The organism is Acaryochloris thomasi RCC1774 (assembly GCF_003231495.1).
In the GTDB taxonomy this organism is placed as follows: domain Bacteria; phylum Cyanobacteriota; class Cyanobacteriia; order Thermosynechococcales; family Thermosynechococcaceae; genus RCC1774.
The window spans coordinates 257,324-273,715 of record NZ_PQWO01000002.1 but is presented as its reverse complement, the minus strand read 5'-3'; the positions used below and the strand labels follow the sequence as shown (position 1 = coordinate 273,715).

Below are 16,392 nucleotides of genomic sequence, written 5' to 3'. Positions count from 1 at the left end.
CTCTTGGAAAAGGGGGGCATCTTCTACCATTTTCGACCTTTGAGTGCATCAATCACTATGGCTCAGAGACTCAATTCACAAGCCAATACAGACGAGCAATCTGTTCAAGATCAACCGGCTAAGGTAGTGGCATCGGCTCCTATTGCTGTCCTAAAGACGAGGCAGTTACAGCCTATCGTTGAGCTTCCCTTTCATCAGCTGCAGTTTCGTCAACTTAGGGCTTTAGCAATGCGTCAGCTTCCTTCTTCACAAAATTCTCAGTCGACGCCGACCGAAGTGTCGCTCCCCACCCCACCCCAAAAAGAGGCACAGCGAACACGACCATCGGTGCCGCCTTCTACTGGCCCGAGCATGAAGGCAAAAGTAACCCTTTGGGCACTGGGCGTTAGTGTGCTGCCCACGCTTCTGGTCGGCTTGGGTTCCTATACGACGTATCAGTCTTTACGACAGCAAGCAGAGGGGCAGCCCAGTGGACCACAGATAGAGGCCCGTCTTGATGAAATACTGCCGCCCCTAGCAATGGGAACCGGATTAATGGCCGTGATGGCAGGTGCGATCGCAACCCTATTGGCTCGACGCACAATCCAACCCGCCCTACAGGCCTCGCAAACCTCGACAACACTCGTGAATCGGCTCCAGAGATCAGACGCTGAGACCCAGCTTCAGAACAGGCAGAAAGACGAACTGAAAGCCTTAGAAGCTAATGTCAGCCTGATCGGCCAACAGCTCCCAAGCCTACTGGCAACACAGCAAGAAGAGACCCAAAAATTTCAGGTCCTCATGGAGATCACCGACCATCTCCAGAACAGTCAAACAGAAGAAAATCTTTTAAGCACTGCCGTCATCTCAACCCGAAAGCTGCTAAGAACAGACAGGGTCAGCGTATTTCGCTTCAACGCCAGTGGCGAAGGAACCTTTGTCGCCGAAGATGTCGGACCGGGATGGGCCAAACTACTATGGTCAACCATTCACGATCCCTGCTTCGATAGTGGCTATAGTGCCCTATATCAAGAAGGTCGCGTCAAAGCCATTGACAACATCTACGCTGCCAACCTCTCTGACTGCCACATTGGTTTACTAGAGCAGTTTGGGGTCAAAGCAAACCTAATTGCCCCCATCATCAAAGAGGGTCAATTGTTTGGGCTACTGATCGCCCATCAATGCTCAGGGCCGCGCCCTTGGCAAACAGCAGAGATCGAAGTTGTCACCCAGGTAGCAGCCCAAATTAGCGCAGCGCTCCACAGCGCCCACCTGATCCAGAGACTCAACGAACAAGCCGAACAGACCCATCAACTTCTAACCGTCTCGCGCAGCATTCGATCCTCTCTAGACGAAGAGGATGTCTTGAGCACCACAACAACAGAAGTCCGCAAAGCACTGAAGGCAGACCGGGTCGTCGTCTATACCTTCGACACTGACTGGTACGGAACAGTCGTAGCCGAGTCTGTACTACCCGGTTTTTCTAAGGCTCTGTGGGCTGAGATTCACGATCCCTGCTTCGCTGAAGGATTTGTTGAGAAATACCAAGCAGGTCGCATTCACGCTATTGACAATATTCAATCCGCAGATCTTGGGGACTGCTATCTTCAACAGTTAGAAGCCTTTGAAGTCAAGGCCAACTTAGTTGCGCCCATCCTCAAGGACAATCAATTATTTGGCCTTCTAATCGCCCATCAATGCTCAGGACCGCGCCAGTGGCAACAGACCGAGCAAAACTTCATTGGCCAGATCGCCCTCCAAGTAGGATATGCCCTCGAACACGCTCGTTTTGCAGCTCGCTTAGATGCCGAAGATCAAAAAGCGCGTCTGATCAAAAGTCTGACCCAAAGTATTCGTGCTTCTCTAATTGAAGAAGATATCCTCAGCACCACCGTCACAGAAATGCGTAAAGCCCTCAAAGCAGACCGCGTGATTATATATGGCTTCGATGCTGATTGGTATGGCACCGTCGTGGCTGAAGCTGTCTTACCCGGCTTTCCAAAGACACTATGGGCTGAGATCAAAGATCCCTGCTTTGCCGAAGGTTTCGTAAAGCAATATCAGTCGGGTCGCGCCCACAGCATTGCTGATGTGCAATCTGCAGGCATCGGAGAATGTTATCGGCAGCAGCTCGAGCAGTTTGGAATCCGAGCCAACTTGGTTGTTCCGATCCTGAAAGACCAACAGCTCTTTGGCCTTCTGATCGCCCACCAATGCTCTGGCCCTCGTCATTGGCAGACCACCGACATCACATTGATGACTCAAGTCGCCCAGCAGGTAGGATATGCCCTCGATCATGCCCGCCTACTGGCTCAGATGGACCAAGCGTATCAACTGGCACAGGGAACCTCTACACAGAATCAGCAGCAGAGAGAAAACCTACAGCGGCAAATCAGCACCTTTCTTTCACAGAGCAAAGGTGCCATTCAGCATTTAGCGGATCAAAGTCGTCAGCAGATGGTGTCGGTGAGCACACTCTACAATCACATCAAAGCGTTAGCAGACTCCACACAGGGGATGGTTCGAGCCTTCGAGCAGGGAGAACAGCATAGCCAGCGAGTCAATCAAGGCATCCAGACCAACCAGGCAGTGGTAGAGCAAATGCGAGACAGCATCACAGCCCTAGAGACCATCTTCACCAGCGCGGCGGAGCAAATTCAAGTCCTGGGACAACCTGCGCAGCAGCTTGATGCCCTGATCACTCAAGTGAATGCCCTAGCTGCAGAAGTCAAGCTCCAGGCCATGAACGTGACCCTAGAGTCGGCCCGCAAGGGAAGCGCAGGCCAGGAATTTGCCGATATCGGCGAGAAAATCCATGCCCTTGCCCGTGAGTTAGACAGCGGCCTCACTGAAGTCAAGCCCCTAGTACAAACTATCCGTGCAAATGTTCAAAACACTTCTAATCTATTCATTAACGGTCAGCAGCAAACGTTGACCAGTACCCAGGCTGTCGTTGAGATCCAGCAGCAACTCGGACAAGTCGCAGCCTCTAGCTATCAACTCCTCTCCCTGTTGGGACAGATGACCCAAGCCGCGACCCATCAAGCCCATCAATCAGAAGCCGCAAATCATTCAGCCGTGGAAGTTGCCAATCTTACCAATCACACCGCCGAGACATCCGCGACGGTGGTAGAGTCTTTTAACCGTTTAACGAGTTCTGTAGAGGCCATAGAAGGTTAGACGAACTCATGCATGATAACGGCAGCTCCCCATCTTCATCCTTTACCTCCCTTCCCCTAGAAGACCGAGATTCAGCCTATCAACTCTTTGTCCAAGAAGCAGTGGAGTTATTTCAGGAAATCGAAGCCGATCTCCGTCAAGCAGCACAAAATCCCAGCTCTGCTGATCAGCGACAATCCATTGTTCAGGCCGTACAGATTATCGAAAGCGGGGCCGCTCAACTGGGCCTCACAACGCTTCAATATTCAATGCATCGTGTAGAACGGCTCTGTTCTCTATCGCAGCCGCATCCGCGGACGACCGAGCTAGAAAGGCTCTGCCAGGTTAGTCAAACACTCAAACTCTCCCTGTTGGCTCATGTACAGCAAACCTCCGGAGCAAAGGAGATTGACTGCACTGCAGCTCAGGTTATTCTCGTTCAGTTAGAAGAGCAGCTCCAGAAGAAGCAGCATCAGGCTCCAGTCCTGAAGAGCTCTTCAAGCGTGTCTGTTCCCCCATCAGAAGACAAACTCACAGCTCTTGCCATCACCGCCGAGGTAGAAGAAAGGTTGATGCAGCTCGAATCGCAGCTCGCGTCGCCCCCCTCAGAGACACTCGCAACAGAACTCTTGCAGCTCTTTGAGAGCCTACGCGATCTGGGAGAGATGTCGAATCTTTCGGAGCTAGTGGCAATTTCTCAAACAGCCGTGGCCAGCCTGCGGGCCAGTCCACGGACAGCCGCAATAATTGGCCGAATTGCCCTAGCTGGATATCGGGAGACCCAACCACAGGCTGCAGGAAACAGCCAATGGGCGGAGAGCTCCTCCATAGAATCAGATGAAGCCTCGGACGAAGACGTTGCCAAAGTCATCAGCCTGGATATATCTGATGCCTTCGTTTGGCAAACAGGCGGCACTGTTTTCTTGCTGCCCTCTAGTCAAGTACTTGAAATTTTGATCCCTAATCACGATCAGATTGATGAAACCATCGTCCCTGCAAAATTGAAGTGGCAGGGACGCACACTGCCGGTTTATCCGTTGACACAGTTTTTCAGGGGGCAAAACTCTAGCCTTCTATTGACACCGTCGCCCGGTAGCCATAGGCAGTCGTCAACATTGCTGCTCGTTCAGCACCCTAATCAAATTTTTGCTTTGAAGATCGAGATTGAGCGTCTAATTACCGCTTCAACCCTCGAGCTACAAAGTAGGACAGGCAGCGCTGAGCCAGAGTATAACCGTGGCTCGACGTTTTTAGAAGACAGTCAGCTCTATACAGTTGTGGATACAGCATTGCTGATTGATCAAAACAGTGATGCTGTATGAAGCACTATGCCTGCTCTAGTTCAGCGTCTTGCATGTGCACGCGAAACTTCTTATCAAATTTGACGACATAGGGGTAGTTAGGGCTAATCACACGTCCCTTCCAATCTTTGAGGATATCAATAACCTCTCCCTCGGTGCCGCAGATGTCAAAGGGCTGATTACGATGATCAGGGTGGGTATAAACAATGACAGCTGATTTCACTCGAACCCGATCACCGATTTGCATAACCCTACTTTTCGTCCTTAATCATCAACGATGCTGCCCGAACCGCGTCGTAACCGCACCTGTTCTATCTTTGCATAAGACGGGCCTTCGCTTGTGGTCAAATTACAAGGCAGCCCTTTTACCTCGATAAAACCAATGGCTCTAGCAGTGAGTTACTGAGGCAAGCCAAAATCACAGCCTGGGTCTCATCGATTACACCTCAACCGAGACCGTTTCTGGCTGGGGTAGCTCGATAGTGAACGTCGTCTGTCCTTGGGAACTGGTGACGTTGATATTGCCCTGGAGCTGTTCGACTAGCTTTTCAACAAGAGCCAGCCCGAGACCTGTTCCACCCTGCTTCCAGGGGTCGGCGTTGGGCACTCGATAAAATTTATCGAAAATGCGAGGCAGCTCAGAGGCAGGAATTTCCGCCTGGTTGGTCACCTGAAAACGGACAAAGGGGTCAGGGTTCTGCAAACGTTCAATATTGAAGTACACATCGCCACCATCAGGGGTATATTTGCAGGCATTATTGAGCAGCTCAGCTAAAATTCGTTCCAGGCTAACGCGATTGGACTGCACCGCCACGGCTTCGGGATCGCAGTGAATGTTTAGATGTTGCTTGCGATCGCGGGCCCTAGATTGAAAGGGCTCTAGCACACCGGCTAACCACTCGGACAACACCAACATTTCTAAAGGCATCGGTTCGGTATCTGCTTCTAAGCGCTGCAGATCTAGGAGGTCGTTGATGAGTTCAGTTTCGCGGCTACATTCAGCTTCTAAAATCTTGACGTAACGGGTTTGTCGATCTTCGAGAGGAAACTGATTGAGCATATGGATCGCCATTTTGATATTAGACATGGGCGTTCGCAGCTCATGGGAGACAGTGCTGAGAAAGTCGTCTTTAAGAATGTTCAGGCGTTCAAGCTCCTGCATTTTTTGCTGCAGCTGAGCGGTGCGCTCTTCGACCTGCCGCTCTAGGTCAGTGTTGAGATCTTGGACTTGACGATAAAGCTGGGCCTGATGAACCGCAATCGCACACTGATTGGCAATGGTTTCAACGAGGTTGAGCTCATCTAGATTCCACTGGCGGGCTTCTTTGGTTGATGGCCCACATTGATAGAGACTAATGCTGCCCAGATACCGCTGCATATAGAGAAGCGGCGTTAACAGGAGGGTTTGAATCTGACACTGATCGCAGATAGCCTGCAGCTCTAGCGCAAGTGACGTATCGCCGCTTTCAAACACCACCTGCTGCCCCTGAGCAAGAGAGTCTTGAGAATTGCGCAAAAATCGCTCGTTTGCCTGTACAAGGTCAGGGCGCTCAACGGATCGGTCACTAGCGTAGAAGACGGGGGAGTCGCTCTCTGATTCAATCGGAACAATGAGGCAGTGACTGGCCCCCAAGGCTTCTAGCAATAAGCCCACGGTAATATCTAAGACCTCTGCGGTGACCATTGTGCCACGCATAGCCTGCACAATCCGGTTAATGATTGCTTCTCGCTGAGCCTGGTGACGCAACTGCTCTTCAGCGCGCTTTCGCTCGGTAATATCGGTGATATAGCTGCGAATTAAGTCACTTTCAGAAATGTAGTGAACGGACTGCTCAAAGACCAAATCCTTGATGCTGACCTCACGGACAAAGAAATTACCCTGTTCAGGACTGTCCACTTTCACCATGGTCAGCAGTCCTTCTAGGAGAGGGTGCGCTAAACCGGCTTCGGATAAATTCTCAAATTGCATGACGGCAGAGGGATTCATATAGGTGACGGTGCCGGACAAATCAATTTCGAGAATCGGAGTGGGGGTCAGTTCGGGGAAAGAGGCCAGCCGGACGAGGGCGGCTTCGCTCATATCTTGGAAGTCAGCGTCTGTGGGGACGAGGGTTTGAAAGGGGTTGACGGAATTTTTGAGAATGGTGGAGAGGTCGCTGGTGTCGCGGAACTCGTCGAAGGCTTCATCTGAGAGGTTGGAAGCCACAAAATACTGTGCCTTTACATCTCCGCCGAAAACGACAACATCACCATGTTTAAGGTCATGGGAAAAGAGACGGCGACCATTCACGATTAGGCCATTGGTGCTTCTTTTACCCTGGAGATCACCATCAATGATCCGAAACAAGTAATTAGAGGTTTCGGGAGCTGTAACCCGCAGCAAGATAGCGTGCTGCCGCGACACCATTTTAGAGTGCAGCACGATGGAGTTGGTGACATCCCGGCCAATGGAATAGGTAGCGGCTTCGAGGGAAATGGTGCGTCGTCCCTCAGCGTCATCAACAATAAACAAATGTCGAAAACGCTGACGTTGATTCTCCTCGGGATTAGTCACTATGGAATTGCCTATATTTCTTAAGGGCTGCTGGCAGACTTCAAAGCATTGAAGTCCTTTGTTCTTTTTACTGATTGTAGCGTTGAGAATGGGAAGAAATTTAACCGGTTTCTTCTATCTCGAAGGCGTTCTAAGAATTTCACCCCAGACAACCAATCTCTTTTAGCATTTTTAAGTGCTGGGGTACGGTGGCTAAGGTGTTCGCGGCAATCATGCCGCTGGCGGCGACGGCGGGAAGACCGATACCAGGAAAGGTGGAGTCGCCACAGCAAAGTAAACCCGACAAAGGCGTTCCCGGTCCTGGGAAAATGGATTGTCCGGCTCGAATGGCGGGACCATAGGAGCCGTGATGTCGCCGTAGAAAGCGCGCATGGGTAAGAGGGGTACCAACAAGGGTGAGTTCGGTGCGATCGCAAATATCAGGCATCACCCGCTTAATCGCCTGCCACATAATTTCTGAACGTTCTTGCTTTAGCTGTTGATAGGCATCACTCCGTCTATCCATTCCCTGCCAGACCTCATAGGGCTCATTCCCTGGCGTATAGGCATGAATCACATGCTTACCCGGTGGGGCCAGCGACGGATCTAAAACAGAGGGGATCGACAACAGCACAATATTCTGAGGGGCCGTGATTCCTAGTTCCCAATCTTTAACGACAATGTAATGACACTCTAAATCCTCGGGCAAATTGGCGGCATCAATGCCCAAATGCAAGTGCATAAAGCTTTCGCACTCCGGCGTGGCCTGCCGCTCAGTCACAAATTTTTTCGGGACGGCACCCTCTGGCAATAGCTTTAGGGTGTCCCAAACAGAGGCGTTAGAGACGACGGCTCGTTTTGCCCGCAAGGTTTTACCATTGCGGAGCTGGACACCTACGGCCCGTTTATTCTCTATCAGTACCTGCTCAACATGGGCACCTAGCATCAGGGTTCCACCCCGTTTTTCTAAACCGCGCACGAGGGCATCGACAAAGGTACCGGCTCCCCCAACAGGATAGTCAAGGACCATGTTGGGCTGATACCACTCGGCAAACATAAAGGCCATTTCAGCCGCAATGGTGCCGTCGGCAGGCAACCCCGACAGCAAGAAACAGAGCATATCCATCCAACGGTGTATAAAAGGGTCGCTAATTTCGCGGCCTAATATACGGCTAAAGGGACCGGTGAGCTGACGAATATACTTCGTTTGCTTCAACATCGCCGGTAGATAGCGTCCTAGGGTTCTGACGACGCCCAAATCGGCTCGAAAGGCGGCGGGGGGAATTGCGATCGCAGCCTCTGCCAGCGGAGCCATTACCTTCTTAAATCGGTGCCATTCCGCGACAGCCTGTGGACCTTGAAACTGCTCCAAGACTTCATCAAACTGGTCGGTGCCGATGGGATTGTTAAAACTTCCCTCTGGGAGATGACAGCCCCACACATCATAGGTTTTCCACTCTAGATCTTCGCCAATGGCGTCGAGCACCTGCCGCAGCGGACTGGAGGAAGGACTATAGGACAGGCCAGAATAAAGCGACGGCCCCGAATCGAACTTGAACCCATCTCGTTCAAAGGCATGGGCTGCGCCCCCCGGAATCGTATGACTCTCGCACACCGTTACATCAAATCCATAGCGAGCCAGCAATGCAGCGCAGCAGAGACCACCGATACCGCTACCGATTACTACCACATCTGTTTCGATCGTATCCAAAGTCATAAGCTCTTCTGGCATCTTTAACGATAACGGGTCATTTATACATCAATGGAATTGCCATGCAGCACCCGTTTATTTTTAACAAACCCGTCCTTCTAGCGATACACGCATTGACGAGGAGTCTAAAATAGCTGCGAACTATAGTCTGCTAGAGAAAGGCTGTCCAAGCTCAGCCGAGTGTTGCGATACCTCGATACAACAACGGAATAAAGCAGAAAAAGGAGCCTTTTTTATCCCTGAGACAGATGCAGCTCTAGATGCTTAAATGACCACAGACAACTCACAACAAAGAACAATAGGACATATTCATGATTGGGTTAGGGCTAAACCTGTCAAACGCAATAATCAGTAGTACTTGGAATTTAGCCAAAGCACCCCTCTCTCTAGCCGTAGACACGGCAGCTACGGATGCCTCCAGAGGCGTTGTTCAAGCTTCACTAGAGGCAATCCTATTGGGCCTTGTCCAGGGGATTACGGAATTTTTACCCATCAGCAGTACGGCCCACCTTCTAATTGTGACGCAGGTGCTAGGTTGGGAAGACTTAGGTGAGAAGTATTTTGTTGATGCGATTCAGTTTGGCAGCGTCATTGCAGTGCTGCTCTATTTCCGCGCAGATTTGAAGCAAATTATTTCTGGGTCTTGGGCCGCCTACCAGCAAAAAGATTGGCAGCGTGAGGAATGGAAAATCCTGCTGGGAATCGCAATAGGGACGCTGCCCGCTCTGACGATTGGATATATTTTCCGGGATTCGATTCCTGAAAGCGCTTTTGTCATTGCGATCGCATCTATCCTAATGTCGATCTTGCTGGGCATCGCCGAAAAAGCCGGTCGTCGCCTACGGGACTTTAACAAGTTAGAGATTAAGGATGGTCTACTCGTGGGCTTGGGTCAGATGCTGGCCCTCATCCCTGGCGCTTCTCGCTCTGGCTCCACGCTGACCACAGGGTTGCTGCTGGGCCTGAAAAGAGACACAGCCGCTCGCTTTTCTTTTTTGTTGGGGTTGCCAACTCTAGGGCTGGCAACGCTGTTCCAATCTCGTAAAGTCATAGGGAATCTCGACGCAGCCATTCCCCTGTTGTTTGGTATTCTCTCAGCGTTTATTTTTTCTTATCTGGCTATTGCCTGGCTGCTCAAGTTTCTGCGGCAGCAGAGCACCTGGGTGTTTGTTTGGTATCGGCTGGCGTTTGGGGCTGCAATTTTAGGTGCGATCGCAACCGGCTGGCTACCGCGATAAATCAATCGCTTACAATACAGTCAAGACATTTGAGGTTGGTTCCATGCTTCAGATTGACCTAAATCAATTGCCCAGCACCGACGAACTACCCTGCTCTGACGACACCCCAGTGGACAACGAAGATCAGAATTTACTGCCGAACCTGCTGCTTTTTCTGCTGTGCAGTATTTGGTCCGAGCGCATGGACTGGTACTTCGGCGTAGATATGGCGATTTATCACACCACTGGCATTAATCCCAGAGTTCCTGTGGTACCCGACGCCTTTTTGAGTTTAGGTGTTGAGCGAAAGAAGGGAGGTAAATCTCGCAAAAGCTATGCCGTCTGGGAAGAGGAGGGCACAGTCCCCATTTTGGCGTTAGAAATGGTGTCTCACCAACCCGGTGGCGAATACGAGGCAAAACAGTCTCTCTATGCCAATCTGGGCGTGCTGTATTACATCATCTATAACCCTGAATTTTGGCAGCGGGATCGGCATCAGCCTTTCGAAGTCTACAAGCTGGTGAACGGCAGCTACAAACTTCAAATTGGCGAACCCTACTGGATGCCGGAAGTGGGCCTAGGCATCGGCAGATCGGAGCAGGTGATGGGTGGCATCAAGCAAGAACTTTTGGCTTGGTATGACAGTCAAGGTGACCGTTATCTGTCAGATGATGAAAGAGCTGAAGCAGAGCGGCAGCGTGCTGATGACGCTCAACAGCATGTAGAAAAGCTATTAGCACGGTTACGATCTGAAGGGATCTCAGAAGAAGACTTGAGCTGACCGATCACAATTCGGTCTCTCGTTCTGGCACATGAGTTGTCTAACATCCGTATCTATCAATACAGATAGGGTGGACAGTGGCCTCTGTAATAGATCTAGGCAAAGTGCTGCATATCAATGAAGAGCGTGAGTTTTGCGATTTGACAATTATGAATTAGATAACTTCTACGATGAACTGTTTCAATCAGCCGATCAGCCAAGACCGGCAGGAGCTGCTCTCGTAGACCGTATCCATCAGCTTGGCCCAGGGGAGCTGCTACAGCGACAGCAGGCGGCTCAGCAGGCACTCTTCAAACTCGGGGCGACGTTTGGAGTCTACGGCGACAATCAAGGAAGCGATCGCATCTTTCCCTTCGACGTCATCCCCCGCATCATCTCGGCTCAGGAGTGGCGTCATTTAGAAACAGGGCTAAAGCAGCGGATTCATGCCCTAAACCTCTTTATTGACGACATCTATCACGATCAAAAAATCATCAAAGATGGCAAGATTCCGGCGGAGCTGATTCTCTCGGCAACGGGGTTTCAGAAGCCCTGCATGGGCTTGAATCCACCTGAGGGCGTTTGGTGCCACATCACGGGGTCTGATCTAGTCCGAGATCGCAACGGCCAGTGGTATGTTCTTGAAGATAATTTGCGCTGCCCTTCAGGGGTTTCCTACGTGCTGGAAAACCGACGGGTGATGAAAAGCACCTTCCCGCAGGTATTTGAAGAGATCCCGATTCAGCCAGTGGATGGATACCCCAGCCAACTACTCAATACGCTGCTGCATCTGGTCCCCGAAAATATTGCTCACCCAACCGTGGTGGTCCTGACGCCGGGGATCTATAACTCGGCCTATTTTGAGCATTCCTATCTGGCGCAACAGATGGGCGTGGAGCTGGTAGAGGGTCGCGATCTAGTAGTGGCAGATGGACACCTGCAAATGCGGACCACCCAAGGACTGCAGCGGGTTGACGTGATTTATCGCCGCATTGACGACACCTTTATTGACCCCCTAGAGTTTCAGGCAGATTCGCTGCTGGGGGTGCCGGGGTTAATGCAGGTGTATCGAGAAGGGAGAGTTGCGATCGCAAATGCTCTCGGCACCGGCATCGCTGACGACAAGGTGATCTACGCTTTCGTCCCTAACATGATTCGCTATTACCTGGGTGAAGACCCGATTTTAGCCAACGTCCCCACCTATCTCTGCTGGGAACCTAAACAGTTAGACCATGTTTTAGGAAACCTCGATCAGCTCGTGGTCAAATCTGCCGATGAATCCGGTGGCTACGGAATGCTGGTGGGTACCCAGTCAACCCAAGCTGAACGGGAAGAATTTGCCCAAAAGATTAAAGCCAATCCGCGAAAGTATATCGCCCAGCCCACTCTCTGTCTCTCTCGCGTCCCCACCATTCTGGAACAGGAGTTCGTCGGCTGTCACGTCGATTTGCGCCCCTACATTCTCTACGGCCAAGATATTTACGTTCATCCAGGGGGACTGACGCGGGTGGCATTGAAAAAAGGGTCTCTAGTCGTAAACTCCTCTCAAGGGGGCGGTAGCAAAGATACCTGGGTTCTGTGCGAGTAAAGAACTATTCCTGCATGGATGGGCGAAAGTTTCTGCACTTGGCCCCCCATTCGACTCCGCTCACGTCGAAGCCAGCCCCCCGATTCTCACAGGCCGAGGGACTAGTGCAAGATGCCTAATTTACGCCCATAAGAGAGTTCGATCCAAAATGCTTAGTCGCGTTGCCAATTCAATTTACTGGCTCAATCGCTATATTGAGCGCGCTGAAAACGTCGCTCGATTTCTAGAAGTCAACATCAATCTGATGCTGGATATTCCCACCGGAATTGAGCAGCAGTGGCAGCCATTAGTAACCACAACAGGCGATCGCGCTTTCTTTGAACAGCATTACGGCGAAGCGACCGCAGAGAACGTCATTCAGTTTCTCACCTTTGATCAGCAATATCCCAACTCGATTTTCTCCTGCTGGCAGATGGCCCGAGAGAATGCCCGTTCCGTACGCGAAATTATTTCGTCCGAAATGTGGAGTGAGGTGAATGCCGCTCACCAAATGGTGTCAAAAGCGTCTAAGGATTTATCGATATCCGATCTCAGTGATTTTTTAGAGCAGGTCAAACAGGCCAGTCATTCCTTTGTCGGCACCACGGATGCCACTCTCAGCCGCAACGAAGCTTGGCATTTTGGCCGCATGGGTCGCTTTTTAGAGCGGGCCGATAAAACCTCCCGCATTCTAGATGTCAAATACTATGTGTTGCTTCCTTCTGCCACCGATGTCGGGACACTCCTCGACGAACTCGGATGGATGGCCCTCTTAAAATCGGCCAGTGCCTATGAAATGTACCGTCAGAGCAGCCAGCAACATCGCATCACTCCGGCGGGGGTTTCAGGTTTTCTGATCCTCGATCCAGAATTTCCACGGTCGGTTCAGTTTTGCCTCTGGCAGGCCGAGCAGTCTCTCCATCGGATCACCGGTACGCCCCTAGGGTCTTGGCATATCCCCATTGAGCGCTCGCTGGGTCGCCTCCGTTCTGAAATGGAATACTTGATGATCGATGAGATTATCGATCGGGGTATCCATGAGTTTTTGGATCAACTGCAGCAGTCCATGAACGAGGTCAATAATGGCATCTATGAAACATTTTTTGCCCTGCCGCCGCTAGAGACCACGGCTGCGCCTCAGAGTCAAAGCCAGAGCCAAGGCCAGGGCCAGAACCAAAGCCAAACCTTCGCTACCCCACAGAGTTATTAGGCGTGCGGTATCAAATTAGTCACGTCACTCGGTACACCTACGCGCAACCGGCAATCTTAGAACCTCATGTTTTGCGCCTGCGTCCTCGGTCAGATGGCTTTCAAAGCCTAGATTCATATCAGCTACAGGTGGAACCCAATCCGCTGGAGATAACGCAGTTATTGGATGCCGAGGGAGATGCGATCGCAAAGTGTTGGTGGTCCCCTCAATCGACGGCAACCCTGAGCATTACAGCCATCTCAACCGTTACGACTCACATCACCAACCCCTTCAATTATCTGTTGGAGCCCTGGGCCACCGAAGGCCCCATCGACTACCCCAGCTCCATCAGAACCGCACTTGCACCTTATCTAGACCACACCAGCGCTCCGGCTGCCACTCAACTGGCCCACGAGATCGCAGTGGCCGTTGACTGGAATACAGTAGAGTTTCTCTCGACCTTAAATCAGCGCATCTATGATCAGTGTGACTATCAAGAACGTCCCACAGGTCCACCCTGGCCTCCTGAGATCACCTGGGGTCGAAAAACGGGATCCTGTCGTGATTTTGTGGTCCTATTTATGGCCGCGTGTCGAGCCGCGGGTTTAGCCGCCCGTTTTGTCAGCGGCTATGAGCAGGGAGATCCGGCCTGCGAGCAAACGCTCCATGCTTGGGCTGAGGTTTATTTACCCGGTGCCGGTTGGCGAGGGTATGACCCGACGTTGGGACTTGTGACTTGCGATCGCCATGTTGCTTTAGTAACCAGCTATCAGCCTCGCAGTACCGTGCCAGTGTCAGGTACCCATCGTTCTGGTTGCGCCACCACACTCACAACAGAAGTATCCATTAAGCTCATAGTCTAGAGACGATGCATGTCTCGTAGTTCAGCATAGGCGGTTGCCATATCCTTCATATATTGATATTCCTCCTTAATTTTTTGATACTTCGTATCTATCATTAGGCTATTGCTTGGAAGTGAGCCTGGATCGTAGTTGCCCAGCTTTCTGCTAATCAAAGCTTCTCGAATGAAGCGGATATAGACTTGCTCTAGTTCTTCTGCTTTATCGAGTAAATTCTCAACTTGTACAAGCGCACGCTCATAAATTCCCTGTTGGCTAGCATAAAGATCTGATGTAGTGACCAAGCCGAGCAATTCATTGATCTCTTGCCACTGGCTTCTAAGGCTTAAAATCTCTGGCTCAACAAATCTTATATGCTCATCAATCATGTGCGCGAGGCCCAGCAATGCCCCAAAGTTTCCTGCTGTCTGAGCTTTTGTATTGCTTAGAGTCGGAATACTTATCGATTTGAGGTTGTGCCAAGAGTAAATATATTGAACATCTCCGTCTGGAGTTAGCCTTGGCAGTACGACACGAACCCTACTCCTATCTTTGACTTCATAAAACAGACCTAAATCTCCCAGAGGGAGATCAGAGTAGCGAGCATCTGCTCCCTTAACCCTGAGAACCAGATTCTTCTTGATCCTCTTCACTTTCGCTTGGGGGTAAAACAGTGTGAAGTAACAGATCCCAGCTACTAGAAGGAAGACAAGCAAGAAAGCGACTATTCCTGTTGGCATTCCTCATTCCTCTCTGCAGATACTGCGGTGCTCAGGGGCATCTAATCAGGAATAATATTGCTGGGAGATAGCCAGTTATCTTCTTGCTCGCGGGTATCGACCCGTTGCCAATCTGGACTCGGCAACTGCTGAAAAGCCTGCTTGACGGATTGCTCCCAAGATTGGCGAATCTTATTTAAATAGGGATCAGCGTCAAAGAATTTGACCTGATGGACAATCTCAAGGCTATCGGTCTCGTACATCACCATATTAATGGGGGGGCCAACAGAAATATTCGATTTCATAGTGGAATCTAGCGAGAGAAGGGCGCACTTAGCAGCATCGTCCAACTGAGTCTCATAGCTAATGGTGCGATCTAGAATCGGCTTGCCGTATTTAATTTCGCCAATTTGCAAATAGGGTGTCTCCTTGGTCGCCCGCAAGAAGTTCCCTTGACTGTAAATCATGTATAGCTCTGGCGCTTCTCCCTTGATTTGTCCCCCCAACAAAAAGCTACAGGAGAAGTCAATCTTGTCCTGCTGCATCCAGTTTCGATTCTGATCGGCGACGTCACGGACTCTCTTGCCCAGGTACTGAGCCACTTCAAACATCGTCGGCAGATCGTAGATGTCATTTTCTGCCTGATTCTTGATATCCCGCCGCACCAGCGTTAAAACGTTCTGGGTCATGGACAGATTACCAGCGTTGCTAATCAAAATGACCCGCTCTCCAGGTCGAGAAAAGTCAAACAGCTTTTGTACCTTTGAAACGTAATCCACTCCGGCATTGGTTAATGAGTCAGCAGCCATCACCAAGCCAAAATGGGTCTTGATTCCGAGGCAATAGGTCATACAGGAAACTCCAAAGAAGGTGTGCAGACTCCATGCGATGAACAGGACACAGCAGGAGTTTCCCTATTCGCTGTGTCCACATCAAATGAACAGTCGCCTATAATCCTAACGCTTGCTGAATCATATCTTCTGAAGCCCGGAAACCAACGAGGACAGCGGTGCCATCTTTAACAAACAGCGGACGCTTGAGCAGCATCGCATCTTGGGCAAAGGCATCCACCCACTGGGCATCAGTCCAGTCTTTTTTCTCTTCTCCGATCTCTCGATAGGACTTGCCAGAAGTATTCCGCATGGGCTTGGAACCCAGTGCGCTCACCCAGTCCTGAATCTGCTGCTTTGACGGCGGGTGATCCTTAGTATTAATAAACTCGTAGGCCACGTTATGAGCCTCTAGCCACTGGATCGCCTTTTTGCAGGTGCCACAGGTAGGAATGCCGTAAACAGTTAGAGACATTAGCGCTTCTCGCAATCTCGGTAAAGGGGACAGGATCCAGCAAAGCTTGACCGATCCATTCTTACTACACCGTTATGTTTGAGCAAAGGTTTTATTTCAACTCCAGTCAAAGT

At 50.8% G+C, this 16,392-nt stretch carries 13 protein-coding genes; 7 read left to right on the top strand and 6 right to left on the bottom strand.

The annotated features are described in order from the left end of the window. The first annotated feature begins 57 nt into the window (after positions 1–57). Both C1752_RS04185 and C1752_RS04180 read left to right on the top strand, forming a co-directional pair. Positions 58–3,159, top strand: a complete 3,102-nt coding sequence (locus C1752_RS04185; RefSeq protein WP_146242269.1) for a GAF domain-containing protein — start codon at positions 58–60, stop codon at positions 3,157–3,159. A gap of 8 nt (positions 3,160–3,167) precedes the next feature. After that, entirely contained in the window at positions 3,168–4,460 is a 1,293-nt protein-coding gene (locus C1752_RS04180; protein ID WP_110984791.1) for a chemotaxis protein CheW, read from the top strand. Between the two features lie 4 nt (positions 4,461–4,464). Here C1752_RS04180 and C1752_RS04175 read toward each other — a convergent pair whose 3' ends face one another. The 3 genes from C1752_RS04175 to C1752_RS04165 all read right to left on the bottom strand — a co-directional run bounded on the left by C1752_RS04175 (position 4,465) and on the right by C1752_RS04165 (position 8,689). Then, entirely contained in the window at positions 4,465–4,686 is a 222-nt protein-coding gene (locus C1752_RS04175) for a ferredoxin-thioredoxin reductase variable chain (RefSeq protein ID WP_110984790.1), read from the bottom strand. Positions 4,687–4,878: 192 nt separating this feature from the next. Continuing rightward, entirely contained in the window at positions 4,879–6,993 is a 2,115-nt protein-coding gene (locus tag C1752_RS04170; protein ID WP_110984789.1) for an ATP-binding protein, read from the bottom strand. Positions 6,994–7,132: 139 nt separating this feature from the next. Beyond that, on the bottom strand, positions 7,133–8,689 hold the full coding sequence (locus tag C1752_RS04165) for a phytoene desaturase family protein (RefSeq protein ID WP_110985062.1): 1,557 nt from the start codon (positions 8,687–8,689) through the stop codon (positions 7,133–7,135). A gap of 305 nt (positions 8,690–8,994) precedes the next feature. On the opposite strand from C1752_RS04165, the gene C1752_RS04160 reads away from it, so the two are divergent. The 5 genes from C1752_RS04160 (at position 8,995) to C1752_RS04140 (ending at position 14,279) form a co-directional block, all read left to right on the top strand. Further along, entirely contained in the window at positions 8,995–9,921 is a 927-nt protein-coding gene (locus C1752_RS04160) for an undecaprenyl-diphosphate phosphatase (protein ID WP_110984788.1), read from the top strand. Positions 9,922–9,964: 43 nt separating this feature from the next. Next, complete coding sequence (locus C1752_RS04155; RefSeq protein ID WP_110984787.1) at positions 9,965–10,681, top strand: Uma2 family endonuclease; 717 nt, start codon at positions 9,965–9,967, stop codon at positions 10,679–10,681. A 133-nt stretch (positions 10,682–10,814) separates the two neighbouring features. Then, positions 10,815–12,248, top strand: a complete 1,434-nt coding sequence (locus C1752_RS04150) for a circularly permuted type 2 ATP-grasp protein (RefSeq protein ID WP_110984786.1) — start codon at positions 10,815–10,817, stop codon at positions 12,246–12,248. A gap of 148 nt (positions 12,249–12,396) precedes the next feature. Beyond that, complete coding sequence (locus C1752_RS04145) at positions 12,397–13,437, top strand: alpha-E domain-containing protein (protein WP_110984785.1); 1,041 nt, start codon at positions 12,397–12,399, stop codon at positions 13,435–13,437. A 2-nt stretch (positions 13,438–13,439) separates the two neighbouring features. Further along, entirely contained in the window at positions 13,440–14,279 is an 840-nt protein-coding gene (locus tag C1752_RS04140) for a transglutaminase family protein (protein ID WP_110984784.1), read from the top strand. On the opposite strand, the gene C1752_RS04135 is transcribed toward C1752_RS04140, so the two are convergent. The 3 genes from C1752_RS04135 to C1752_RS04125 all read right to left on the bottom strand — a co-directional run bounded on the left by C1752_RS04135 (position 14,276) and on the right by C1752_RS04125 (position 16,279). Beyond that, complete coding sequence (locus tag C1752_RS04135) at positions 14,276–14,995, bottom strand: hypothetical protein (RefSeq protein ID WP_110984783.1); 720 nt, start codon at positions 14,993–14,995, stop codon at positions 14,276–14,278. The two genes, C1752_RS04140 and C1752_RS04135, sit on opposite strands and share 4 nt — an antisense overlap. 41 nt (positions 14,996–15,036) lie before the next feature. Further along, positions 15,037–15,825 carry a proteasome-type protease gene (locus C1752_RS04130; RefSeq protein WP_110984782.1) on the bottom strand — a complete coding sequence of 263 codons (789 nt, stop codon included), beginning with the start codon at positions 15,823–15,825 and terminating at the stop codon, positions 15,037–15,039. Between the two features lie 97 nt (positions 15,826–15,922). Continuing rightward, positions 15,923–16,279: a Spx/MgsR family RNA polymerase-binding regulatory protein gene (locus tag C1752_RS04125; protein WP_110984781.1), complete on the bottom strand. Its 357-nt coding sequence runs from the start codon at positions 16,277–16,279 to the stop codon at positions 15,923–15,925. Positions 16,280–16,392: the final 113 nt, after the last annotated feature.